General features: G+C 43.9%; 27 protein-coding genes and 1 pseudogene. 16 read left to right on the forward strand and 12 right to left on the reverse strand.

What is annotated here, in order from left to right; genetic code table 11:
* Positions 1-19: 19 nt before the first annotated feature.
* Positions 20-451 (reverse strand): PACE efflux transporter, encoded by a 432-nt coding sequence (locus AACT19_RS24600; protein ID WP_076649226.1) that lies wholly within the window; start codon positions 449-451, stop codon positions 20-22.
* A 130-nt stretch (positions 452-581) separates the two neighbouring features.
* Between AACT19_RS24600 and AACT19_RS24605 the strand changes: the two genes are divergently transcribed.
* Positions 582-1,469, forward strand: coding sequence for a LysR family transcriptional regulator (locus AACT19_RS24605; protein ID WP_076649228.1), 888 nt, complete (start codon positions 582-584; stop codon positions 1,467-1,469).
* 112 nt (positions 1,470-1,581) lie between these two features.
* Here the strand turns inward: AACT19_RS24605 and arsB are convergent, their stop codons facing one another.
* The 3 genes from arsB to AACT19_RS24620 all read right to left on the reverse strand — a co-directional run bounded on the left by arsB (position 1,582) and on the right by AACT19_RS24620 (position 3,740).
* Positions 1,582-2,637: an ACR3 family arsenite efflux transporter gene (gene arsB, locus AACT19_RS24610; RefSeq protein WP_017078537.1), complete on the reverse strand. Its 1,056-nt coding sequence runs from the start codon at positions 2,635-2,637 to the stop codon at positions 1,582-1,584.
* A gap of 102 nt (positions 2,638-2,739) precedes the next feature.
* Positions 2,740-3,081 (reverse strand): ArsR/SmtB family transcription factor, encoded by a 342-nt coding sequence (locus tag AACT19_RS24615; RefSeq protein WP_076649230.1) that lies wholly within the window; start codon positions 3,079-3,081, stop codon positions 2,740-2,742.
* A gap of 134 nt (positions 3,082-3,215) precedes the next feature.
* The gene (locus AACT19_RS24620; protein WP_065606882.1) at positions 3,216-3,740 is read right to left on the reverse strand and encodes an HPP family protein; all 525 of its coding nucleotides are present in this window, start codon (positions 3,738-3,740) and stop codon (positions 3,216-3,218) included.
* Positions 3,741-3,879: 139 nt separating this feature from the next.
* Here AACT19_RS24620 and AACT19_RS24625 point away from each other — a divergent pair, with 139 nt between their 5' ends.
* Positions 3,880-4,455, forward strand: a complete 576-nt coding sequence (locus AACT19_RS24625; RefSeq protein WP_076649232.1) for a TetR/AcrR family transcriptional regulator — start codon at positions 3,880-3,882, stop codon at positions 4,453-4,455.
* 76 nt (positions 4,456-4,531) lie between these two features.
* Here AACT19_RS24625 and AACT19_RS24630 read toward each other — a convergent pair whose 3' ends face one another.
* Positions 4,532-5,194 (reverse strand): START domain-containing protein, encoded by a 663-nt coding sequence (locus tag AACT19_RS24630; RefSeq protein ID WP_076649234.1) that lies wholly within the window; start codon positions 5,192-5,194, stop codon positions 4,532-4,534.
* Positions 5,191-6,354 carry a glycosyltransferase gene (locus tag AACT19_RS24635; RefSeq protein WP_076649406.1) on the reverse strand — a complete coding sequence of 388 codons (1,164 nt, stop codon included), beginning with the start codon at positions 6,352-6,354 and terminating at the stop codon, positions 5,191-5,193. Before AACT19_RS24635 ends, AACT19_RS24630 begins: the two co-directional genes overlap by 4 nt.
* Before the next feature lie 279 nt (positions 6,355-6,633).
* On the opposite strand from AACT19_RS24635, the gene AACT19_RS24640 reads away from it, so the two are divergent.
* From AACT19_RS24640 to AACT19_RS24650, 3 genes are all read left to right on the forward strand, one after another.
* Positions 6,634-7,440 (forward strand): Cof-type HAD-IIB family hydrolase, encoded by an 807-nt coding sequence (locus AACT19_RS24640; RefSeq protein WP_076649235.1) that lies wholly within the window; start codon positions 6,634-6,636, stop codon positions 7,438-7,440.
* A gap of 172 nt (positions 7,441-7,612) precedes the next feature.
* On the forward strand, positions 7,613-8,260 hold the full coding sequence (locus tag AACT19_RS24645) for a DsbA family oxidoreductase (RefSeq protein ID WP_076649237.1): 648 nt from the start codon (positions 7,613-7,615) through the stop codon (positions 8,258-8,260).
* Positions 8,261-8,294: 34 nt separating this feature from the next.
* Complete coding sequence (locus AACT19_RS24650; RefSeq protein ID WP_076649239.1) at positions 8,295-9,503, forward strand: winged helix-turn-helix domain-containing protein; 1,209 nt, start codon at positions 8,295-8,297, stop codon at positions 9,501-9,503.
* 65 nt (positions 9,504-9,568) lie between these two features.
* Here the strand turns inward: AACT19_RS24650 and AACT19_RS24655 are convergent, their stop codons facing one another.
* Positions 9,569-10,426: a LysR substrate-binding domain-containing protein gene (locus AACT19_RS24655; protein ID WP_076649241.1), complete on the reverse strand. Its 858-nt coding sequence runs from the start codon at positions 10,424-10,426 to the stop codon at positions 9,569-9,571.
* Positions 10,427-10,532: 106 nt separating this feature from the next.
* Between AACT19_RS24655 and AACT19_RS24660 the strand changes: the two genes are divergently transcribed.
* From AACT19_RS24660 to AACT19_RS24670, 3 genes are all read left to right on the forward strand, one after another.
* Positions 10,533-10,856: a putative quinol monooxygenase gene (locus AACT19_RS24660; RefSeq protein WP_017072302.1), complete on the forward strand. Its 324-nt coding sequence runs from the start codon at positions 10,533-10,535 to the stop codon at positions 10,854-10,856.
* Between the two features lie 3 nt (positions 10,857-10,859).
* Entirely contained in the window at positions 10,860-11,834 is a 975-nt protein-coding gene (locus AACT19_RS24665) for a Gfo/Idh/MocA family protein (protein WP_076649243.1), read from the forward strand.
* A 197-nt stretch (positions 11,835-12,031) separates the two neighbouring features.
* The gene (locus AACT19_RS24670; protein WP_076649245.1) at positions 12,032-12,370 is read left to right on the forward strand and encodes a Fis family transcriptional regulator; all 339 of its coding nucleotides are present in this window, start codon (positions 12,032-12,034) and stop codon (positions 12,368-12,370) included.
* Positions 12,371-12,451: 81 nt separating this feature from the next.
* Here AACT19_RS24670 and AACT19_RS24675 read toward each other — a convergent pair whose 3' ends face one another.
* The 4 genes from AACT19_RS24675 to ulaR form a co-directional block, all read right to left on the reverse strand.
* Positions 12,452-13,351: an AraC family transcriptional regulator gene (locus AACT19_RS24675; RefSeq protein WP_065682623.1), complete on the reverse strand. Its 900-nt coding sequence runs from the start codon at positions 13,349-13,351 to the stop codon at positions 12,452-12,454.
* A 136-nt stretch (positions 13,352-13,487) separates the two neighbouring features.
* Complete coding sequence (locus AACT19_RS24680; RefSeq protein WP_017078551.1) at positions 13,488-13,730, reverse strand: hypothetical protein; 243 nt, start codon at positions 13,728-13,730, stop codon at positions 13,488-13,490.
* A 64-nt stretch (positions 13,731-13,794) separates the two neighbouring features.
* Positions 13,795-14,862 carry an L-ascorbate 6-phosphate lactonase gene (gene ulaG, locus AACT19_RS24685; RefSeq protein ID WP_017089479.1) on the reverse strand — a complete coding sequence of 356 codons (1,068 nt, stop codon included), beginning with the start codon at positions 14,860-14,862 and terminating at the stop codon, positions 13,795-13,797.
* A gap of 120 nt (positions 14,863-14,982) precedes the next feature.
* A complete protein-coding gene (ulaR, locus tag AACT19_RS24690) occupies positions 14,983-15,738 on the reverse strand; it encodes an HTH-type transcriptional regulator UlaR (protein ID WP_017081776.1) in 756 nt (251 codons plus the stop codon).
* 340 nt (positions 15,739-16,078) lie between these two features.
* Between ulaR and AACT19_RS24695 the strand changes: the two genes are divergently transcribed.
* The 6 genes from AACT19_RS24695 (at position 16,079) to AACT19_RS24720 (ending at position 21,635) form a co-directional block, all read left to right on the forward strand.
* On the forward strand, positions 16,079-17,917 hold the full coding sequence (locus AACT19_RS24695) for a PTS ascorbate-specific subunit IIBC (protein ID WP_076649246.1): 1,839 nt from the start codon (positions 16,079-16,081) through the stop codon (positions 17,915-17,917).
* A 66-nt stretch (positions 17,918-17,983) separates the two neighbouring features.
* Complete coding sequence (locus AACT19_RS24700) at positions 17,984-18,451, forward strand: PTS sugar transporter subunit IIA (protein ID WP_017078554.1); 468 nt, start codon at positions 17,984-17,986, stop codon at positions 18,449-18,451.
* A gap of 10 nt (positions 18,452-18,461) precedes the next feature.
* Positions 18,462-19,160: an L-ribulose-5-phosphate 4-epimerase gene (locus AACT19_RS24705; RefSeq protein WP_017081779.1), complete on the forward strand. Its 699-nt coding sequence runs from the start codon at positions 18,462-18,464 to the stop codon at positions 19,158-19,160.
* A 111-nt stretch (positions 19,161-19,271) separates the two neighbouring features.
* The gene (locus AACT19_RS24710) at positions 19,272-20,093 is read left to right on the forward strand and encodes a pyridoxal phosphatase (RefSeq protein WP_076649248.1); all 822 of its coding nucleotides are present in this window, start codon (positions 19,272-19,274) and stop codon (positions 20,091-20,093) included.
* 4 nt (positions 20,094-20,097) lie between these two features.
* Positions 20,098-20,745, forward strand: coding sequence for a 3-keto-L-gulonate-6-phosphate decarboxylase UlaD (locus tag AACT19_RS24715; RefSeq protein ID WP_017078555.1), 648 nt, complete (start codon positions 20,098-20,100; stop codon positions 20,743-20,745).
* Positions 20,746-20,753: 8 nt separating this feature from the next.
* Positions 20,754-21,635 (forward strand): L-ribulose-5-phosphate 3-epimerase, encoded by an 882-nt coding sequence (locus AACT19_RS24720; protein ID WP_076649250.1) that lies wholly within the window; start codon positions 20,754-20,756, stop codon positions 21,633-21,635.
* Positions 21,636-21,801: 166 nt separating this feature from the next.
* Here the strand turns inward: AACT19_RS24720 and AACT19_RS24725 are convergent, their stop codons facing one another.
* Positions 21,802-22,011, reverse strand: coding sequence for a hypothetical protein (locus AACT19_RS24725; protein ID WP_009845895.1), 210 nt, complete (start codon positions 22,009-22,011; stop codon positions 21,802-21,804).
* A gap of 246 nt (positions 22,012-22,257) precedes the next feature.
* Between AACT19_RS24725 and AACT19_RS24730 the strand changes: the two genes are divergently transcribed.
* Positions 22,258-22,887 (forward strand): HAD family hydrolase, encoded by a 630-nt coding sequence (locus tag AACT19_RS24730; RefSeq protein ID WP_009845894.1) that lies wholly within the window; start codon positions 22,258-22,260, stop codon positions 22,885-22,887.
* Between the two features lie 4 nt (positions 22,888-22,891).
* Positions 22,892-23,095, forward strand: a pseudogene (locus tag AACT19_RS24735) (ribulose phosphate epimerase); the annotation flags it as partial.
* Positions 23,096-23,295 lie beyond the last annotated feature (200 nt).

Here is a 23,295-nt window from a genome sequence, read left to right on the forward strand (position 1 = left end):
TCTTTTGAAGACGGCTTTATTAATTCAGCACACTTACTTTTCCTTTCGCTACCAATTGATCTCGAACCGAGTCGTATGCCCAGTTGAACGCAATCGCGTAAAGTACGAAGAAAATAACTAGGCCGATGTCCATGATCAGTACGGTTAGGAAATCGAGTTGTAGAACCCACATCAAGACAGGTAGAGTCACTGTCATTAAGCCAAGCTCAAAACCTAATCCGTGCAGAACACGTGTTTTCTTGGTTCTTTTGCTTCGGTCAGCTCCGTAAATTTTGTCGTAGCCATAGTTGTAAACGTAGTTCCAAGCCATCGCTATCAATGATATTGCGAGCGCTAAGCCTGCCATTTCACCTGCGCCGTTTCCTGTAATATAGGTTGCAAGCCCTGCCATCAAAACCAAAGCAACCAATTCAAATAGCACCATGTGCAACATGCGTTCTTTATGTGACATTTTTCTAACTCTCTTTACGATTAAATAGCCGCCGATGGGCTAATGACTTGGCTAGATAATATCTACTTAGGTGATAATATAAAGATATTTAGTATCACATATAGTGATAGTAAGTTTTGGGAGACACCGAATGTACAACATTGAACAACTGAAAATGTTTGTGTATGCCGTTGAATTAGGTTCATTTTCTGCCAGTGCTCGTCATTTGGGTAAGGTGCAGTCGGCGGTGAGCCAAGGCATCAGTAATCTTGAAATAGATTTTAATGTTGAGCTTTTTGATCGTTCGACTCGAAAGCCTTCATTAACCAAAGCGGGCGAGCAGTTATTTAAACAGGTGAAAGCGATCGTGCTGCAGGTTGAAGATCTGAATGTGACGGTTAGTGCGATGGGTAGCGGTGAAGAGGGGCTCATCAAAATTGCTTTAGATGATTCATTACTGGTTCCGAACTTATCTAAGATCCTTAGTCAGTTCAGTCAACAATTCCCTGCTACTGAAGTTGAACTGGTTGCGTGTACCACAACAGAGGTCAATCCGTTAATTATCGAAGAGAGGTCCGACATTGGATTGATGTTTACCAACTTGGCTTTTGATGTCGGTTCTGAGCCATGCTTTATCGGTCACTTACCGTTTATTGCTGTGTGCCATCCAAGTCATGCGCTCGCAAAAACAGGTGTGGCGAAACTCACTGACTTACTCCCGCATCGTCAGTTAATGTTGAGAGGAGACAAAGGCAAGGTGATGGACCAGTTTCCACTGATTGCCGGTAAGGTATGGTGGTCAAACAGCTTTATTGTGATCAAAGAGATGGTACTCGGCAGCGATATTGGCTGGGCCTACTTACCTAGGCACCTTGTCGAAGAGGAGCTGAATAAGCAGCGTTTAGTGGAGATTAATGTCTCATTCGATCACAAAACATGGTCGCCGCCCGTTGATCTTGTTCTGTCTAAAACACGCTCTAAAGGCCCTGCGTTACTTTGGCTTGAACAAGCTTTGAAAGGCTTATTAGACGAAACGTAAACTGGATGAGACTTAAATTGGATCAAACTGAATAAAGAAAAGGCTCACCGTTTAACGTGTGAGCCTTTCTGTTTGACGTGATGCTGCTTTTTATCAGCTCTAGATGTAGACGCTAGACGCTAGGTTTAACCGTCTGACCGTTGTAGTACTTGTCTTTCATCTTAAGCGCCACGTTCACTAGGTAAATCAACACAGGTACTTCAATCAGTGGACCGATAACACCGGCAAACGCTTGGTCTGAGTTGATACCGAATACTGAGATAGCAACGGCAATCGCTAGCTCGAAGTTGTTACCTGTCGCTGTGAATGCAATTGATGCGTTCTTGTCGTATTCAATACCCATCTTCTTACCAATGAAGAAGCTGATGAAGAACATCGCTGTGAAGTAGATAGTCAGTGGAACAGCAATCAACAATACGTCCATTGGCAGTTCTACAATCATCTCGCCTTTTAGGCTGAACATCAGAACGATAGTCGCCAGTAGTGCAATCAGTGTGATTGGAGAGATGCGTGGAATAAACACATCGTTGTACCACTGCTCGCCTTTCATCGACACAAGGATCTTACGGCTTAGGAAGCCCGCTAAGAATGGGATACCTAGGTAAATAAGTACACTGTGTGCAATGTCGATCATCGAGATATCAACCAACATGCCTTCGTAACCAAATACTGGCGGAAGAACGCTGATGAACAACCACGCCATAAAGCTGTAGCTCACCACTTGGAACGCACTGTTTAGAGCAACTAATGCCGCACCGTATTCTTTGTTACCGCCGCCGATGTCGTTCCAAACCAGAACCATCGCCACACAGCGAGCAAGACCAATCAGAATGACACCGACCATGTAACCTGGGTGGTCGCCTAAGAATGTTAGCGCCAACACAAACATCAGAATTGGGCCAACAAGCCAGTTCATGATCAGAGACAGCTTGATCGCTTTCTTATCTTTTACCACGGTGCCTAGCAGGTTGTAGTTAACCTTAGCCAGAGGTGGGTACATCATTAAGATAAGGCCAATCGCAAGTGGAATGTTGGTGGTACCAACCGACATAGATTCGTTCCACTGTTCGATCTGTGGGAATAGGGTACCAAGCAATACACCAAGGCCCATGGCAATAAAAATCCACAGTGTTAAGTAGCGATCTAGAAAACCTAACTTTGGTTTCATGATAATCTCTCTTTTGTTGATATCGTTAATCGTCGAAAAACGATATTTAAAGGCAAAAAATACGCTTAGTTTATTGTGTTCGACAAACTAAGCGTGGTTAATCTATTTCAAAATGGTGTCGATTAGCGTCTCAAATTGCTGAATATTATCTCGATTAATGCGGTAGCACATCTTCGGTGGTATCGATTCAGCAGTGATGAACCCAGAGGTTTTCAAGATTCTTAGGTGCTCTGATACTGTCGATTGCGCTAAACCTAATTCGCTAACCAAGTCACTGTTCAAACAGCCGCCCGATTTTTCTAGCGTTGAAAGGATACTCAATATACGAACTCTTGCCGGGTGAGCGAGCGCTTTCGCTAGAGTTGCCATTTGCTTTTCAGCTTCGGCATCACCATGTCCGATTGGCAGAGCACAGCCACCAGTTGTAGAGCAAGTTTCGTTCATATTGATGTTTCGCTTTCCATAATCGTTAAATGACGATTAATAGTAAGCCCATTTTATATAAGGGTCAATGTGATCTTTCAATTTGCTTCTAAATTGGATGTCAAAATCCATATTTATCATTGAAATTCAATAGACTAAGACTTGGATGAACCAAACCAGTATAACGGCCACTTTTGTTGTGAATAGCTGTTATTCAATAGCGTACTGATACCAACCAAAGCGATGCTGCCTACTAATACGGGAGTGAATAAGAACGTCCAATCCACATGTGCGGTACCTGCCAAAGCTATCACAATCGGATTAGCGCCAGCGGGTGGGTGAACCGCTCGACAGTATTGCATTAGCATGATGGATGAGCCGACAGCGATTGCCATGGCCAAATAAGAATCCCCAAAGCCATATAACACGACTAAACCCACTGCAGCCGAAATAAAGTGACCCGCGATGACGTTTCTAGGTTGAGCTAACGGCGATGTAGGTACAGCAAATAGAAGCACGCAAGTGGCGCCAAATGGAGCCATTAGCCACGCAACCCCAGAACTTTCTGCTAATAAGCACAAGATTAAGATACCCAGCGTACCGCCAATAAAACCTCTAATCAGTTGGCTTATGCTTGCTTTCGGAGGAAGAGCTCCACCACCAGATAGTTTACCGATCATAATCATTTCCTCTTGTTATCTCTTTTTATTGCAAGTGTACAGGTCTGTACTGTTTGATTTGAATGATACAGATCTGTACACTTCTTGCAACGAGAAAGTGAGCTCAGCTATTTCAGAGCGATTTTAAGGTTGATTAACGATGAGTAAAAAAGATCTGATTTTGGATGTAGCGGAGTCGCTATTTAATCAGTATGGCTATACCGCTGTTGGGGTAGATATGATTCGTGATGAGGCGGCGGTTTCCAAAACCTCCATGTACCGCCATTTTGGATCGAAGACCAAGCTGATTGAAGCCGTGTTGGAAAGGCGTCACCAGCGTTTCGAGTCGAGTTTAGAAGCGGCGCTATCATCAACTTCTGGGATACAAAAACAACTCGATGCGCTGTTAGATTGGCATCTTGCGTGGTTTGAACAACCTGACTTCAAAGGCTGCATGTTCATGCACGCCTTGGCGGAATTCAAAGAGTCCGAAGATGACATTGCGATGCTCTCGCGACAGCACAAGGCTTGGCTCAAGAGTACTATTTACAAAGTAGTCAGTGGTGGCGAAGAGGTAGACGTTGCAATATTAGAATTACGCAGTGAATCAGTCATGACCTTCATTGAAGGACTTATCGTGAGAAGTGAGTTTGGTGAGTTAGACGCGAGTGTGCATTCAAATAAAGAAGCTTGTCGAAAAGCACTGTATGCATTGGCAGCTTTAGACTTAACTTAGAATTAACTGATGAGGGTAGGTTGTGCCTACCCTCGCTGCACCGTTTCAGCAGCGTCGTGTTGGGTAATCAACTTCATTAAAGTGACTGATAGTTCTTGATGTAATCAAGTGTACGATCAGCGTATGCATGTGAACCCAACATCTCAGACAAACCACGAAGTGTCTTGTAAGGTTGAGATACCGCAACCATATTAATTAACCAAGATGGAATAGACCCTCCTGGGTCACTCAATACTTGATAAGAAATATGAGTTGTATTGTTGTTCAGGGGTGTGAGAACCCATCGTGATTCTAAATGAGCCACTCTGACCACACTTTTATCTTCATTTGGAAGGTAATTAGGCCTACCGTTTTGGTTAATTATGACGATTAATGTGTCGGGATCTTGCTCGATAAAGTTCTCGACAATGGCTTCGCGATCCGAGACGGGCCAAGGCGCTTTTGTATAAGTTTTAGTGACAGTGTGTACTTCACTAAAGTGGTCTATCTCTTCCATTTCATCAATGTTCTCTACCCATTGAGTGCCTACTGAAGTATCAGTAAACAAAGCGATGATTGAAGTAAGATTGGCTTTGATATCAGCTTCTGCACGAAACTCCTTAAAGTCGTTACCTTCAATTTTTCGATTGTAGACTTCGATGCCTTGCTTATTACGTACGAGCTTCCACTCATTGCCATCCAACGCTAACACTGAAAAAGACGTCGCAACCATAATGAAAGTTAGAATCTTACTGATCACGACAGTGCTCGTCCTTTCCAAGAGATTGTATTGTTCTTTGATAAGCGATAACTGTTGAGAATCAACAAGCTTTGCAACGAAATCCCCAAAGGCACGGTTAGCGCATAACGAGCTGGTATAAAGAGCTCTTTGACCAAAATAAGATAAGTGACAATGGAAGCGAACAACATCAGAGCATTGATCGCTAAGGAATAGGTGTTGAATGATGAAGGGTCGCCGATGAAATAGTGAGTTGATACAAGCAGCATCACCGGGGCAGCCCATGCAATGATATTCGTTTTGATGAATGCACCAAGTACTTGGAATCTTGATTGGCAATTTACAATAAGATTTATGTTTTTGGAGAAACCCGCCCAAATCGAACCAAAGTCGGAATACATATGAGTACTCATGAGTTCGTCCGCAAAAGCCCAAAATGCTTTTAAACCGCATATCTTCATGAGCTTTGCAAAAGCGATGTCTTCGGATATCTCGCTGGCTACCGCAGTATGTCCACCTACCGCATCGTATGACTTTCGTGTAAACAACATGGCTTGGCCGTTAGCAATGGCGTCTGCTTTTGACTTGTCGTTTGCGTTCTTGAAGTTCATGTAAGACGCGATTGAAAGAAATATGCCGGGTAAGGTGATTTTCTCAACGGTTGATGTGAATGCTTGCCTAGGGTTGAACGACAGCAAATCCGTTTTGTGTCTTGAGGCGAAATGGATAACGCTCTGTAGCATCAAGGGTTCAGACTTTGTATCAGCATCGATGAAATACAAATACTCACCCGTTGCCTGCTGTGAGCCCACCATGCAAGCGTTGCTTTTCCCTAGCCAATTGGGTGGTAACTTCCTTCCCGATATGCAGCGAACGTTAACACTCGATGCGTCGATTAGCGTATCAACAATAGCCCTTGTCGAATCAGTAGAAAAATCATCAACCACGATGATTTCAAACCTGTCTTTTGGGTAGTTTTGCTTCATTAGCGAACTGAGGCTGGTCTCAATATTATCTTCTTCATTTCTCGCAGGGATAATAATGGACACGGTTGGCCACTTGGTTCGGTTCAACGAAATTTTAGGCGTAATGTGAACGCGATGGCGCGCTAAATTGGCAAGTGTGATTAAAAACTTGATGGTAACGATGCAAAACAAAGTCGAAGTGATAGCTAGAATCATGATTACAGTGGTCAACAAATAAAGTGATAGAGATCTAAGGAGCGTATAGCCTGGAGGGGTTTCGTTCACCTCTGGTATGTAGGACTCAATCATTCAAAGTGACATTTCGGTTAGCTCAGTTTTGCGTTTGAATCACATTTGAAGCGATTTATTAGAGCTCAGAAATAAGCATTGCATTCACTGGCTACTCTAGCGATATAATCGAACGTAGAACCGTTACGAAAGATAACAAAAAATCATAATTTACACTTTAATTTTTACTAATAGGTAAGCCCTGAAATGCCACAACAGAACATCAAATTTATCGCTGCTGATATGGACGGCACTCTGCTTAATGAACACGGAAAGTTAGACCCAGAATTTTTCAACCTTTACGAGCGCTTAGAAGCTCAAGACATTATTTTTGCTGCGGCATCGGGTCGTCAGTACTACAGCTTGATGGAAACCTTTGCCCCGCTAAAAGATCGCATGATGTTCGTTGCTGAAAACGGCACATTGGTGATGCATAAAGGCCAAGAGCTTTACAGCTGCTTACTTGATACTGATGCCATCAAAGAGATCATTAAAGAAGCTCGCGCGATTGAAGGTGCTCATGTGGTGCTATGTGGTAAGAAGTCTGCATACATCGAAACCAAAGATGAGCGTGCTCTAGCGGAGATCTCTAAGTACTACCACCGCCGTGAGCAAGTAGAAGATTTACTGGCGGTAGAAGACGATTTCATCAAGGTGGCTATCTGCCACTTCGACGGTTCACAAGAGAAAGTGAACCCAACTATTGATGCCAAATTCGGTGAGAACTACCAAGTGGTTGTGAGTGCGAAAATTTGGCTAGATGTGATGAACGCTGAAGCGTCAAAAGGTGCGGCGATTAAACATCTACAAAACACATTAGGTTTCACTTACGAGCAGACCATGAGTTTTGGTGATTATCTAAATGACTTGGAAATGCTTAAAGAGAGCTACCACTCTTACGCTATGGAAAATGCACATCCAAAGCTGAAAGAGATTGCTCGTTTTGGCGCGCCAAGTAACGTTGATGCCGGTGTGTTCCAAGTGCTAGAGAAGCTGCTAGCGCAACGCTCTTAAGCTCCAACAGATTTTTATTAAAGCCAACTCGTGAACATGAGTTGGCTTTTTTGTTGGCTACAGATCCAGTTAGTTAAATTTGAACGATTGTTCAGGTTGTTGTAGTCTGAAGATAAATTGGATGCCTGCTTATACAGCGGACATGCCTTATCAATGATCATTTGGAATGACGATGAGCAAGAAACTTCAACTTGATATTATTTCTGACGTGATGTGCCCTTGGTGCGTGGTCGGCTACAAAAACCTAGAGCAAGCCGTTTCAGAGCTTGGCTTAGAACAACAGATTGAACTTGAATGGCAGCCGTTTGAGCTTAACCCTGATATGCCGGAAGAGGGCGAAAACCTGCGTGACCATATCATGAGAAAATACGGTTCTAGCGCAGAAGAGAGTCAACGTTCACGTGAACAGCTTGCGGCTCGTGGCAAAGCGGTTGGTTTCGATTTTAACTTCTATGACAACATGAGAATGGTGAATTCACGCCACCTGCATGTGCTACTGGATTTTGCACTAGCGCACGGTAAACAGACTGAGTTAAAGCTACGCTTCTTTGCTGCTCACTTCACAGAGCAGAAAGACCTGTCTGATCTTGAGGTCATCGCGCAAGAACTTGAAGCGGTTGGGCTAAACTCAACGAAGGCACTGAAGCGCCTAAAGAACATCGATAACTTGAAGCAAATTGAAGCGCAAGAGTTTGAATGGCAACGCATGGGAATCTCAGCGGTTCCTACCGTGGTATTCAACCGAAAGAGTGCAGTCACTGGTGCGCAGACGGTCGAAACGTACAAGCAAATTCTTCAAGAACTTATTGCTGAATCATAAGCCGATTATTGGTATCAATTAGAGTCTGAATTACATGGAATCACTGTCACTCGCTCAAGCGCAAAAACTGGTATTGCTTTCGCAAAAGCTGCCGCCTAAGAAGTTACCACCTAAAAAGCAACGCAATGGGGGCACTTTGGCGAACACGCTGTTTGCGATTGAAAACCTTGGATATGTGCAAATTGATACCATCTCTGTGATTCAGCGAGCTCACCATCATACGCTGTGGAATCGTAATCAAGACTACAAGCTTGATCATCTGGATAAGCTGTTAGAGCGTCGAGAAGTGTTTGAGTATTGGTCGCACGCTGCCGCTTTTCTACCTATGCGTGATTACCGTTTCAGCTTGCATCGAAAGAATGGGTTTGCGAGCGGTAAGCTTAAGCATTGGTATAAAAAGGATGATGCACTGATGGCGCATGTTCTCAAACGCATTGAGAGCGAAGGGCCATTAATGGCGAAAGACTTTGAAGGGGATAGACCAAACCCTGGCGGATGGGGTGGCAAACCTGCCAAGCAGGCGCTAGAGATTTTGTTTATGCAAGGTGACTTAATGGTGCCGAGCCGAGTGAACTTCCATAAGGTGTATGACCTAACCGAGCGAGTTTTGCCGAGTGGCATTGATACCTCAGAACCAACGGAACAAGAGTACATCGAGCATCTAATTACGCGTTATTTAGAAGCTAATGGTGTGGGAATAGCGTCGGAAATGAGCTATCTACTCAAGAACACGAAACCACTGATTCAGAAAACACTCCAGCATATGCTTGAAGACAAACAAGTGTTGAAAGTGGATATTCAAGGCTCGGATTATTATGTGTTGCCGGATGCTTTTGAACTGTTGAATCAACCTCTTTCTAGAACCAAGTTAAAGATACTGTCTCCGTTTGATAACCTGTTGATTCAACGAAAGCGAATGCAATCACTGTTTAATTTTGATTATCTTCTTGAGTGCTATGTGCCAGAAGCCAAGCGTCAGTTTGGTTATTTTAGCTTACCGATTCTCTGGCAAGGTGAGCTGGTGGCACGAATGGATTGCAAGGTCGACAGGAAGAGTGGTTTGCTCAATATCCGTAACTTGGTTGTGGAAGAGCGAATTAAAAACCATGAGTCGTTGGTTCATGCTTTATGCGATGAACTAAAACACTTCATGGTGTTCAACCAATGTGATGAGATGATCGTCCATAACACCACGCCTTCTGATCTTGGCAAGTGCTTGATGAGCCATTGGCAAACAGTCTAGCGGTTTTGTTGTTAAAAAAACTCTTCGTTACTTAGAAGCCTCTTTGCTAATTCGTCAGCGCTTAGTTACTCAGAAAGAGTGGCTAACAAGAATTCGACAAAGGTTCGGTTCTTCAACGACAGTTGCTTGGTTTTGTAGAGCAAGTGAATCGGCTTAGGGAAAGGTGCCATGCCGGGCAAGATCTCCAATAGCATTCCACGCTCAATTTCTTCGGCAACTAAGATAGTCGGCTGTAACAATACGCCTACGCCTTGAAGGGCAGCATATCGCAACACATCACCATTATTCGACATCAAGCGCACACGCTCTTTATTCGGTGTGGTGTGAGGGGCTTGGCTGCTGTAACTGAATCCAAGCGATGGGTGCTGCGCCAAGTCTTCTAGTACTCTGATTTCAGCATGTTGGTTTAGGTAAGCGGGCGCGGCGCAATAACACATCTCATAATCCCCTAAATACCTTGCGACCAAGCTTGAATCGGACAGGTCGCCAATTCGCACAATCAGGTCAATGTCGGATGAATAAGGGTCGACAAGGTCATTATTCAACATCAGCTCAACGTTGATGGTTGGGTGATGTGCGAGAAATTTGGCCACGATAGGGGCGAGCACCTTGTTTCCATAGGTAACTGGGCAGTTAATTTTTACCGTGCCTTGTGGTTGGTTTTCCAAGGTTTGAATGAGGTTTTCAGCATTGCTGATGTCTTCGAGAATTCGCTTACATTCTCGGTAATAAAGCTGCCCTGAATCGGTTAACGATTGCTTACGCGTGGTGCGGTGGATCAGCTGAGAATTCAAACTGGTTTCTAAGGAATGGACATGTTTACTGATCATGGTCGCCGACAAGTTGAAGTGGTTTGCGGCACTGCGAAAGCTGCCTTGTTCCACAACATAGACGAAGACTTTCATGCTGGTTAACTTATCCATTAAACACTCTTGGTTGATAAACAATAAACAAAAGGTGAGTTTATCAATTATTAGGGGTTAATTATATTAATGGCAAACCGATAATTAACTAAAATAAGAGCGTGAAATGCCTCAAATGAATGAAATCATCTTTGTTACTGCCGAACTTAAGATCAAAACCAACATAGAGCGAGCTGCTGCGATCGAAGCCATCGAACAGTTTTGTTTAGACATGCAAAGCGAACCGGGCTGCCTACAAGCGATTGCAACCTATGATCAAAGCCAAAGCGATCGTGTGATCTTGCTTGAACAATACGCAAACCGCGAGGCGATCAATCAGCACTTTGTGATGCCTCATACCCAAGCGTTTATTGAGCGTGGCATTACCGAGTTGGTTCAAGCATTCGAAACGCAACGTGGACCTATCAAAGCACAAGAGCAGGAGATCTAAGACATGAAATGGGGAATCCTAGGAACTAGCTTTATCTCAGGCGTAATGGCGGATGCGATCAAAGGCGATGCTCAAAGCGAGCTGTATGCCGTTGCTGGTCGTACTGAAAAAACACTAAACGAGTTTGCTGCCCAATACCAACCAACACGAACCTTCAACAGCTATGACGCCTTGATTGAAGATGAGTCAGTCGACATCATCTACATTGCTCTGCCAAACCATGTTCATCATGAGTATGTGATTAAAGCGGCTCAAAAATGCAAAGCGATCTTGTGTGAAAAGTCTCTGTCGGTTGATATGGAAAAAACCGAGCAAGCTTTGCAAGCGGTGAAAGAAGCGGACGTATTCTTTGCTGAAGGTCTGATGTACTTAAACCATCCACTCATCGCCAAGCTTCATCAAGAACTAGCAACCGGTGAGATTGGCGAAGTGCGATCAATTCAAGGTTCATACGTTGCGGCGATTGATCAGTTCGTTAATCCTGCAAGTAAAGGCGCGTTGTACAACCTGGGTTGTTACCCAATGTCTTTGATTCACTCTGTCGCACAACACCAGTTTGGTGAGAGTGTGTTTGATGATGTGCAGATCTCAGCAATCGGCCGCCGAGGCGAAGATGGCAATATCTGTGAGTCGTCGGCGATGATGCGTTTCAACGGCAGTTTTACCGCGCAAATCCACACTGCTGAAGATCACGGCTTAAAGCATGGTTTTACGATCCTAGGTAGCAAAGGCTGTATCACGCTAGATACTAATCCATGGCTACCGACGGCAGAAAACACGTTTACGGTAGAGATCTATGAGACGTCGACACGTGAAGTGAAAGTCGAAGCGCAAGGCGATGGTTTCCATTATCAAGTGCGCAATATCCGCCAAGCCGTTGAGCAAGGTGATACACAACTTGCTGCACCGATGGCGACTCATCAAGACTCTCGTGTGATCATGAAGTTACTGACTGATTGGGAACAAGCGGCGAGCTAAGATCTTCGTAAATTCGTATTCGCCTCATGTTTGATTGCCTCGTAAGCTATCAAACATGAGGCGTTTCCTCTATTTTTCCAGTCGACCCTCCCCAATAAATACTTTGCATTTAAAACCGCCACAGTGTCCAATATCAGGTAGTACGAAACTGACCGAAAAACCTTATTTTTTAAGGTGTTAAATAGGACCTTTACCGCATGCGTAAATCAGATAAGAAAATCGAGAATCAAATCAGAGACGTGTTAACTGACGTTTGTGAAGACACGCTGAAAGGCTTCGATGGTTTTTTGTGGGTGACTCACTCGGTCAACTTCTCTTCATTCCCGCAAAGTTTGAAAATCGTCTGCGTATTCGATACCAATCAAGATAGAACGAACTTCTTAGAGGGAGGAGGTCAGCAGAGTGTCTCTAGCGCAATCCAGGAAGCGTTCAATCAGGTTGGAATTCAACTGAAGAACATCGATAAGCACGTTAGCTTCGATACACAAGAAAATTGTGACCGTGACCATCAAGGGAAGTGGAACAAAAGGCTTTAATAAGCGGTAGCGCTAGGTGTAAAGCGATCTAAAGAGACGAAAGCCTACGCGAAGTAGGCTTTGTTATTGTATTTACTCTTGTTACTTAATTGCAGTACAGAAGCTGACGTCTGAATGCTGAGTTTGCGGATCGTAGCTGTGGTAGAGCTCAAAACAAGGTCGGTCTTCGGTTTCAATGCCGGATTCAATGACGTTACTCATTAAATCATCCCATGCTTTTGCATATTGACCGACTTCGGTGATCGTTTGTCTCATCACCGCATATTGCCCACCGGGAAAATCTTTTAATTCGATCCCACTTGGCACTTCAGTGTCGTCTGAAACCATCAAGCAGATGTCTGTTCGGCACTTATCTGTTGGAGTGATTTCTGGATTGTCATGATAGATAAAGATGCAACTATTACTCGCTAGTCCTTTCATTTCTGCCCATTGATAAAGACGACCGCTTGGCTCTTCATAGCCTTGTCCATAGGGGCCTGTCACTCGTACATACGCCAGTTTTGATGCTTCAAATTGTTGTGTTTTCATTGTCATACTCCATGTTGAAAGTTCGGAGTTAGTATATGAATTGCCGTCAGTTGCATCGTTTCCATTCTTGCGCAATGAATGTCCAATCTTGCTATTTCGAGTTAGCTCGCTGAACGCTTGGTAATCTTCGCAATCGCGAAATGCACTCGGTGTTACACCGAAATGTTGTTTGAATGCCTTGGCAAAGCTCTGAGACGATGAAAAGCCATAATCCAATGCGACGTTAATAATAGGTTGTTTGGATTTGAAGAGATCATTGGCTGCCGCTTCGAGTCTCAATCGTCTGATGAAATCAGCAAGCGTCTCGCCTTGAACGGCCTTAAAAGTACGATGAAAATGGTAGGGTGAAAAGTTGGCTAACGCCGCGACTTCTGGCAGGTTTAATGGCTCATTAAAGCGTTTTTCTAGATAACGGATAACGGGAATCAGCCGTTTGTGATAGTCAACTTTCATTGTTTTTCTCGCCTGTCTGGCCTTGTTTTGATGTTAGACAGAGAGCCTAACCTATCCAAACAGAGTTGCAATATTCACAGTGTAAAGGTGAGATGGACAAAGGGGATCATGTGATGAACTGGGGGGACAGAAGGCTCTAGAGGTTTTGCATATCGACTGATTGATGATTGAAGCCAATTGATCTTGCAGCATTAAGCAGAGCTTGTTGGGTTTTGAACACTCTTGGTTTCAGCTTTCTGTCAGACTCTAAGAAACTATTTACTCCCCATTTATTGCTTCGAACCATTAGATAATAACCATCATTATTTGGAGAGTTAACGGCGACGGCTGATTCTAGATCACCACGCTTGAAGTGATGTTTAAATTCGCGCAACAACATAAAAATTCCATTTTAGTAGATAAAGAAAAGGGAGCTCATGCTCCCTCTTTGGTTGATTTTCTAATTACAAGAATGCGCGGTATGGCAGTTCTGGGTCATTCTTAAAGATATCTGCAAAACCACGGAAGTGTTGGTAGTGCATGCGACCTTTATCTGTAGGGTAAGTGTATCGGCCACCGACTTGCCAGAAGAAAGGTGCGAAGCCGTATTGCAGACGTTCTTTCTTCATGTTCCACAGCATTTCAATTTCACGTGGGTCATTTTGGAAGTTAGCCCAGATATCGTGGTGGAAAGGAACAACGACTTCACAATCCAAAGATTCAGCGGCACGTAAAATGTCTGAAGATGTCATTTTGTCAGTCACGCCACGTGGGTTTTCACCGTAAGAAAGCAGTGCAACGTCGATCTTGTGGTCATTACCGTGCTTTGCGTAGTAGTTTGAGTAGTGAGAGTCACCAGAGTGGTAAACTGAACCGCCTGTCGTTTCTACTAGGTAGTTCACTGCACGATCGTCCATGCCACCTAAGATATCAGTGTCTAAAGAAGAAGTGCCTTCAGGAAGTGTCACTAGAGCAGTACGGTCGAATGCATCAAGAACCTTAATATTGACGTCTTTGATCTTAATCTCGTCGCCAACTTTCGCGATAACACAACGATCTTCTGGCACACCCCATTTCATCCATAAATCAACACACGCTTTAGGACCAATGAATTTAACGTGCTCGCCACAGTTTTGTAGAACGGCTGCAGCAACGTTGATGTCAATGTGGTCGCCATGGTCATGAGATGCCATAACCGCATCGATCTCTTTAATAGCGAAAGGGTCCAGTGGGAAGATTGCAGTACGTAGGTTTGGTTGAAGTGCTTCAACACCACCCATACGCATCATTTGGTGCTGGTTTTTCATTTTTTGAACAGCTTGTGTTTTTTTACCAGTACCACACCAGAAGTCCATTGATAGGTTTGCACCACCTTCTGATTTTAGCCAAATACCTGTACAGCCAAGCCACCACATAGAAAATGTATTCGGTTGCACGACAGTTTGCTCGATCTCTTCATTTAACCATGTGCCCCACTCAGGGAATGTATTTAGGATCCAAGACTCGCGAGTAATTTCGTTTACGTTGCTCATGATAATACCTTTTATTTCAATAATTTGATTAATTTTGGATGTAGGGAACCGAGCGCCCTAATTTTGATTAAGGCACTGAGCTAAATTTATTATTATTTGGTGGGCTTGCTCGCCCTGGATTTAAACTAGGATGACTTGCGTCCCTTGTGCTTCAATCCGCTTAACGACGTCTGGGTTGGCTTCTTTACCGGTGATGACTATGTCAATTTGCTTAGCGCTGCAAAATAGCATTCCAGTACGTTGCCCAACTTTTGAGCTGTCGACTACAACGACAAGCTTGTCGACTTGTTCAAGCATTTGCTGCTCTGCGACAGCGGTCAACATATCTGCTTTATAGAGGCCAGCATCGGTTAAGCCTTTACCAGAGGTAAACATCCAGTTTCCGGCATAGCCTCCCAGTGAATTGGGCGCGGGATTTAAAAAGATGTTCTGCGCTTTGTTGTATTGACCACCAATGATGATGACATCGTCATGATCTTCGTTGATCAAGTAGCTTGCGAGTGGGAAGTAGTTCGTTACGATCTGAACATCTTCCCCACATAACTGTTGCCCAAGTAGGAACGCAGTAGAACCACAGTTGATCACGACTGTATCGCCAGCCTCGCAAAGTCCAGCTGCTGCTTGCGCAATCTCAGCTTTCTCTTCATAGAAATCAGTGCTGTTTATATTGAGTGGTGACCACTTTCTCTTCTGAGTCTCTACTCGTTCTGCACCGTTTCGAATTTTTCTAAGCCTACCAACTTCATCCAGTTTAGCGATGTCGCGTCTTGCTGTAGCTGGTGAAACGCTAAATTTATCAATGATATGTGAGACGTTTATTGTCTGCATATCTTCTAACAGCGACACAATGCCGTTATGTCTTTGTACTTCATTCATATTTATCACTCTTTATGTCGTTGTGACAATTTGATGATTACTTTTGATTTGTTTTGATTCTAATAATCACCGTCATGATTGTCAAACCACATCGATATAAAAACCAGATCTTAATCACAATAATTTTTAAGTTATTGATTTTGTTCTTTTTGTTATTTTTCGGTGTGATCCGAAGCTCAATTAGGCACATTCTGGGTGTGGTTAATTGATATAAATCAAAGTAGTCACAAGTGAGCATTGAATGATTACTTTTGATTGGTAAAGTTTAGTTCGTGAGCAAAACTAGACATCATCACATCCTACAAACCATTAAAATTAAAAATTAATCAGGGGTAAAGATATGGAATTCTTATACGATATTTTCTATATTTTTTACAGTCAGGTAATGACCAAAGCACCATTGCTACTCGGTCTTGTTACTTGTCTGGGTTACATTCTACTCAAGCGTGACGCAACAACTATTATCTCCGGCTCTATTAAAACCATCGTTGGTTTCATGATAGTTCAGGTAGGTGCAGGAACATTGGTAGCGGGTTTCAAACCGGTGATTTTGAAAATGAGTGAGATTCATGGATTGACGGGGTCAGTGATAGACCCTTACACAACCATGATGTCTACCATGGAAACCATGGGCGACAATTACTCTTGGGTCGGGTATGCAGTATTGTTGGCACTGGGACTGAACATTCTTCTTGTTGCCTTCCGCCGCATTACTGGTATCAGAACCATCATGCTGACGGGACATATTATGTTCCAACAAGCTGGTCTCATTGCTGTTTTCTACTTCGTGCTTGGCGCAGGTATGTGGGAAACCATCATCTATTCAGCAATATTGATGGCGTTGTACTGGGGTATCTCGTCAAATATCATGTTCAAGCCGACTCAAGAAGTGACTGGCGGGGCGGGTTTCTCTATTGGTCACCAACAACAGTTTGCGTCATGGGTAGCGACAAAGGTTGCTCCTAAGCTTGGCGACAAAAATGACAGTGTTGACCACATCAAACTGCCTAAATGGTTACACATTTTCCACGATAGCATCGCAGCGACAACGTTAGTCATGACTGCTTTCTTCGGCATTATTCTTCTTTCATTTGGTCTTGATAACCTTCAAGACATGGCAGGAAAAACACACTGGTTTATCTATATTTTCGAAACTGGTCTGAAATTCGCAGTCGCTATTCAAGTTATTGTAACGGGCGTCCGTATGTTCGTAGCGGAGTTATCAGAAGCCTTTAACGGTATTTCTCAACGTCTTATTCCTAATGCTGTTTTAGCAATCGATTGTGCAGCTATCTACGCATATTCTCCAAATGCAATGGTATTCGGTTTCATGTGGGGCGCTGTTGGCCAATTCACAGCCGTTCTTGCAATGTTAGCCTTTGATTCTCCTATCATGATTATTCCTGGCTTTATCCCTATGTTCTTCTCGAACGCAACTATCGGTGTGTTTGCTAACCACTTTGGTGGTTGGAAAGCGGTAATGAAGATCTGTTTCGTGATGGGCATCATCGAAGTGGTTGGTTCTGCTTGGGCAATTCATATCTTTGCTCAATCGGGTGCAGAGTTTAATGGCTGGATGGGTATGGCTGACTGGGCGCTTGTCTTCCCACCTATCATGCAAGGTCTCTCGAGCTCTAATATGTTCTTCTTCGGGATTCTGGCTTTAGCTGGTGTCTACATGTACTTCGCTTCTAAGCAACTACGAGCTGAAGAAGACGCAGAAGCTGCTGCTGAAACAATGACCGCAGTAACGCCTGAAGGCATCGAGGTTGAAATCGCAGTACCACAACAATCGACAGCAACCGCTGAAGCGCCATCAGCTTCTACGACGTCAGCTTCTGCAACGTCAGAAATTCGCGTCTCACCAGCAGCTGACCAGAAACCGGTTCGTGTCTTAGTGTGCTGTGGCTCAGGTCAAGGCTCTTCAATGATGTGTTCTAAGAAAATCAAAGAGTACTTGGACAAGAAAGGCATCCCAAGCTCGACCTTTAACAGCGCCATTACTGATTACAAATCGCACCTTGGTTCATTCGACATCATCGTTACTTCGGTTGCTCTTGCAGCGAAGATCACGGGGCTTCCTGAAGGCAAGCAACAGTTAGCGGTGAAGAACATGATTATGGTGAAAACTTTCGGCGACGAGCTTGTTTCCATCATCGAGAACAACTTCCACAAATAATGATAAACGGCTCAGTGGTCTCGCACTGCTGAGCCAATAAAAACAATTATATAAGTGAGCAATAACATGAACTTAAAAGAATCTCTTATCAGGAATAACTCTATCCTACTGAACGCAAAAGCATCTGACTGGAAAGCCGCAATTAAGCTTGGTACTGATGCATTGGTTAAAGCTGGCATTACTGAAGAGCGTTACTACGATGCGATTACTAAAGCGATTGGTGAAGAAGGCCCTTATATCTGTATTCACGATGCGTTCGCTCTGCCGCATTGCCGCCCTGAAGATGGTGTGATTCGTACCGGGTTTGCGTTAACCGTGCTGGAAACCCCGATTACTTTTGAAGGTGTTGATGAGCCTGTTGACGTACTGATCACGCTAGCGGGTAAAGATTCAGAAGAACACATCGAAGGCACGATGCAAGTGGCGAACTTAATTGAATTCGATGAAGACTTCTCAAAACTTCGCGCATGCAAAAGCCCGGAAGAAGTGGCGCGTTTAATTGATGCTGCGTTACTGCAAGCGGAAGCAGCGTAAGGAGACAACTATGTCTAAATATAGCCAACTGAAACAACGTGTCTTAGAAGCGAATTTGCAACTTCCTAAATACGGCTTAGTGACATTTACTTGGGGCAATGTCTCTGAGTTTGACCGTACTAATGGCGTGATAGCGATTAAACCATCGGGTGTTGAATACAGTGATATGACGGCTGAAGACATGGTGGTCGTCGATCTAGAAGGCAACATTGTTGAAGGGAAACTTAATCCTTCAAGTGATACCGCAACTCACTTAGAGCTTTACAAAGCTTTCCCTGAGGTCAGTGGCATTGTTCACACACATTCACGCAGTGCCACAATTTGGGCGCAAGCGGGTATCGATATTCCAGCATTGGGCACTACTCATGCGGACTATTTCTACGGTGACATCCCATGTACACGTCGATTGTCTCACTCTGAAATTGCTGAAGAGTACGAGAAAAATACTGGCTTGGTGATCATTGAAGAGTTCAAGCAACGCCGAATTGATCCAATGGCCGTTCCCAGCGTGATTGTTGCAGGACATGCGCCTTTCTCTTGGGGCAAAGACGCCAACGATGCGGTTCACAACGCGGTGGTATTAGAAGAAGTTTCTGCAATGGCGTTGGCAACGCGCACCTTGAACAGCGGCATCAAAATTCAGCCAGAACTATCCGACAAACACTACTTACGTAAGCACGGTGAAAATGCTTATTACGGCCAACAGTAAATCGACTGTTCGTTTAAGTAGGCTGTTTAAGTAAGCCGTTTAACGAGCTTCGACTCTAAGTAGTTTCAATATTGACTAGGCCCGACTTCAGGGAATAAGTGAGAGGACTCTATGTATAAAGTGCTGGCGTTAGATCTCGATGGAACCGTGTTAAAGGATGATCACACGATTCATCCAGAAGTGAAAAAGGCGATCCAAGAAGCCAAACAAAGTTGTCATGTCGTGATTGTGACTGGTCGACACCACACAGCAGCACGACCTTATCACTACGAATTGGGTTTAGATACGCCAATCATTTGCTGTAACGGCACTTATGTTTATGACTATCAAACTGAAACGGTACTGACTCAAAATTCCATAGGTAAAGACAAAGCGCTGACCTTCATCGATATGGCAGACGAGTTTCAGCTCAAAATGGTCATGTACATCACGCATGCCATGACGTACTCACACTACAACCCATTTGCCTACATGTTGGCATTGGAAAGTTGGGCAGAAACGGCACCAGAGCAGCATCGCCCTCAAATTTACCAAGTGGAATCATTCATTGAAACGGCTCAGCAAGCCGAACACGTTTGGAAGTTTGTGGTGGAAGGTAGTCAAGATTCAGTCGACCGTTTAATGCAACACCCATGGATAGAAGAGAACTTCAACGGTGAGCGTTCTTGGTCAAACCGAATCGATTTTGCAGCGAAAGGTAACAGTAAGGGCCTACGCCTTGCTGAATACATTGCAGAGCTCGGTTATCACGCCGATGACGTTATTGCCGTCGGTGATAACCATAACGATATATCCATGCTCAAGTACGCCGGATTAGGTGTAGCGATGCTCAATGCTGATGACATCGTCAAGTCACACGTTCAACGCGTGTGCTCAACAGATAACAACCATGATGGCTTAGCCCGTCTAATACGTGAACAAATTAAAGGATAACAACATGACTAAACCAATGATTCAGATCGCCCTAGATCAAACAAACCTTCCTGCAGCAATTGAAGTGGCAAATAACGTTGAAAGCTTTGTTGATGTGATTGAGGTGGGTACTATTTTGGCGTTTGCAGAGGGAATGACGGCGGTTTCTACGCTTCGTAAAAATCACCCAGACCATATCCTAGTGTGCGACATGAAAACCACAGATGGCGGCGCAATTCTAGCGCGTATGGCATTTGAAGCAGGCTCCGACTGGATTACCGTTTCTGCAGCCGCACACATTGCGACTATTGGTGCATGTAAGAAAGTCGCAGATGAATTTAACGGTGAAATCCAAATCGAAATTTATGGTAACTGGACAATGGACGATGCTCAATCTTGGGTCGACTTAGGTATTTCACAAGCGATTTACCACCGTTCTCGTGACGCTGAATTAGCCGGTGTGGGTTGGACAGAAGAAGATCTCGTGAAGATGCGTGCCTTGTCTGAAATGGGCATCGAGCTTTCTATCACGGGCGGTATCGTGCCTGAAGACCTTTACCTATTTGAAGGCATTAAAGCGAAAACCTTTATCGCAGGTCGAGCACTTGCGGGTGACAAAGGTAAAGAAACAGCAGAAGCGCTAAAAGCTCAGATCGATCGCTACTGGAACTAGGAGGCGTTATGTATCAAAACCTGTTACGCCACCGTGTAGGGCTTTATGAAAAGGCCCTACCTAACGAACTCAGTTGGGAAGATAAACTTAAGCAAACCAAAGAACTCGGCTTTGATTTTCTTGAGATATCGGTCGATGAATCAGACGAGCGTCGCAGTCGACTAGATTGGAATGACGAAGAAGTGTATGCCTTGCGTCGCCTGTGCGAAAAGCACGGCGTACCGCTGCAATCCATGTGTTTAAGCGCGCATCGTAAGTTCCCATTTGGATCTGCAGACCCTGCGATTCGAGAACAAGCGGTTATCCATATGGAAAAAGCTATCTCACTCGCTTACAAATTGGGTATTCGTACCATCCAATTGGCTGGGTATGACGTTTACTACGAGCCCGCCGATAAAGTGACTCACCAGAGGTTCATTGAAGGCATGAAGCTTTCGGCGCAGTTGGCGGAAAGATCTGGGGTAATGCTTGCTGTGGAAATCATGGATACCGATTACTTGAATTCTTTGAGTAAGTTCGAAGTGCTGAGTCGCGAAGTTAATTCACCGTATTTCACGGCGTATCCGGATGTGGGCAATATCTCTGGTTGGAATTACGACATAGTGACTGAGCTAAAACTGAGTAAGCCTCATATTACTCAGATCCACCTCAAAGACACTTATAAAGTGACTGACGAGTACAAAGGGCAGTTTCGAGACTTAGTGATTGGTGATGGCGAAGTTGACTTCAATGCTATTTTTGAAACGTTGAAAGAGACTGAGTGCGTTGTACCACTCGTGATCGAGATGTGGGCTCAAGATGAACGTTGGAAAGAGAACATTCTCACGGCACAAAAACGTTTGAATGATGTTTGTGTGCAAACGGGTGTTCCGAGATTGTTTGACCACTAACTCTACTTAGAATGATTAACGGGTTTCTCTTTGCGTTCTCGATGCTCCTAACGAAAAGAGAAAATGCAGCATATTGCCCCCAATATGCTGCATTTTTATATCAACTTGGCACTTTAAGCTATTTAAAGCAGCAGAAGTTATGTCAATTTCGAAATAGTGGCGGTGCTTAAACAGCGATCGTCACATGATCACGGCCCACTTCAGCCATCTGAATCAGGTAGTCCGTGTGGTACTTCTTCTTGATGACTATTTGGCTACCGATTTCAGCAACAATCTTTACCACTTCCAACGCATCAGAAGGATGCAATGAAGAGTCTTTTGAAATTTCGATATTAACGCCTAAATTTGCCAATTTGATGATGTCGCTAGAATGCATGGTCGTGTCCAAGGTATTTGATTTTCGTGGACTATATCATCTTCAATTTATGCAACTCTACTTGGTTTAAGTAAAAATGGGTGAGATGTGCTCAAAATATGATTTCAATAGTAAAACAACGGCTTTTATTGCATCAATTCGTTTAATTGTCGGATTGTTGAATAAGATCATATTAAGACGATCATGAATAGGTTTTATGTATGGTGATTAGTAGTATGAGTCTCAAAACAATATGAGAGATTGACAATGCCAAAGTTAGATAAATATAAAGGAATTATTTTTGATCTCGATGGGACTCTGGTCAATTCTATGGTGGCACACGCTCATGCATGGGAACAAACTTGTCAGAAGTTTGGTATTCCCTATGACAAAGAGTGGCTCGATCAACTTGGTGGGATGCCATCGCGAAAAGTGACTCAAGAGATCCTTAAGCGTTACGATCTAACTCTTGATGCTCAACAAATTACTTCGGACAAAATCGCTAACTTTGAGGCTATTGAGCACAAAGGGGATGTTATTCCAGAGACATACGCACTCTTACAGCAACAGTATCAGTTGAAAAAGATAGGCATCGGCACTGGTGCTCAAGCCAAGCATGCAAGGGCGATTTTAAAGACGACCGATATCCCATCAATGATACGTACGATTGTGACTTCCGATGACGTAGAAAATCACAAACCTAACCCGGATACTTTTCTGAAAGTCGCTAGCCAGTTAGAGCTTGAACCGAGCGATTGTGTGGTGTTTGAAGATACGATTATAGGCCAGCACGCAGCGACATCGGCAGGCATGGATTGCTACATGGTTGAAAATGGACAGATAACTAAGTTTGTTCCAGCGAATGGTTTGGAAGTGGGTAGCGGGCCTGAGCTCTGAAACTAAGCTGCGTTCAATCAGAACGCGCATTAATGAATCAGGCCGAAATATTCGTTTAGAAGTCGACGGTGGTGTGAAAGTTAACAACATAAAAGAGATTGCTGAAGCGGGTGCCGATATGTTCGTTGCGGGCTCTGCTATTTTTGATAGTGAAGATTATCAACAAGCTATCGATTCAATGCGAGCGGAGTTAGCTCAATTGAATTAAGTAGTGTATCGACTGCTGTATAAAGGCTCGAAGTGTTCTGTGTATCAGGCTTCGGGCTTTTTTGTATCTAATAGATGTTGATTTAATGGAAAACTATGTGGAGTCAGGGGAGGTTGCGTTGTTGGAGTTCTCTTCAGTTATAGATTTTTCATTGTGTAATAAAACTACAGTTATTATTGACTTTGGTCACATAACGGCGC

It is taken from the genome of Vibrio sp. 10N.222.47.A9 (assembly GCF_963872585.1).
Taxonomy (GTDB): domain Bacteria; phylum Pseudomonadota; class Gammaproteobacteria; order Enterobacterales; family Vibrionaceae; genus Vibrio; species Vibrio splendidus.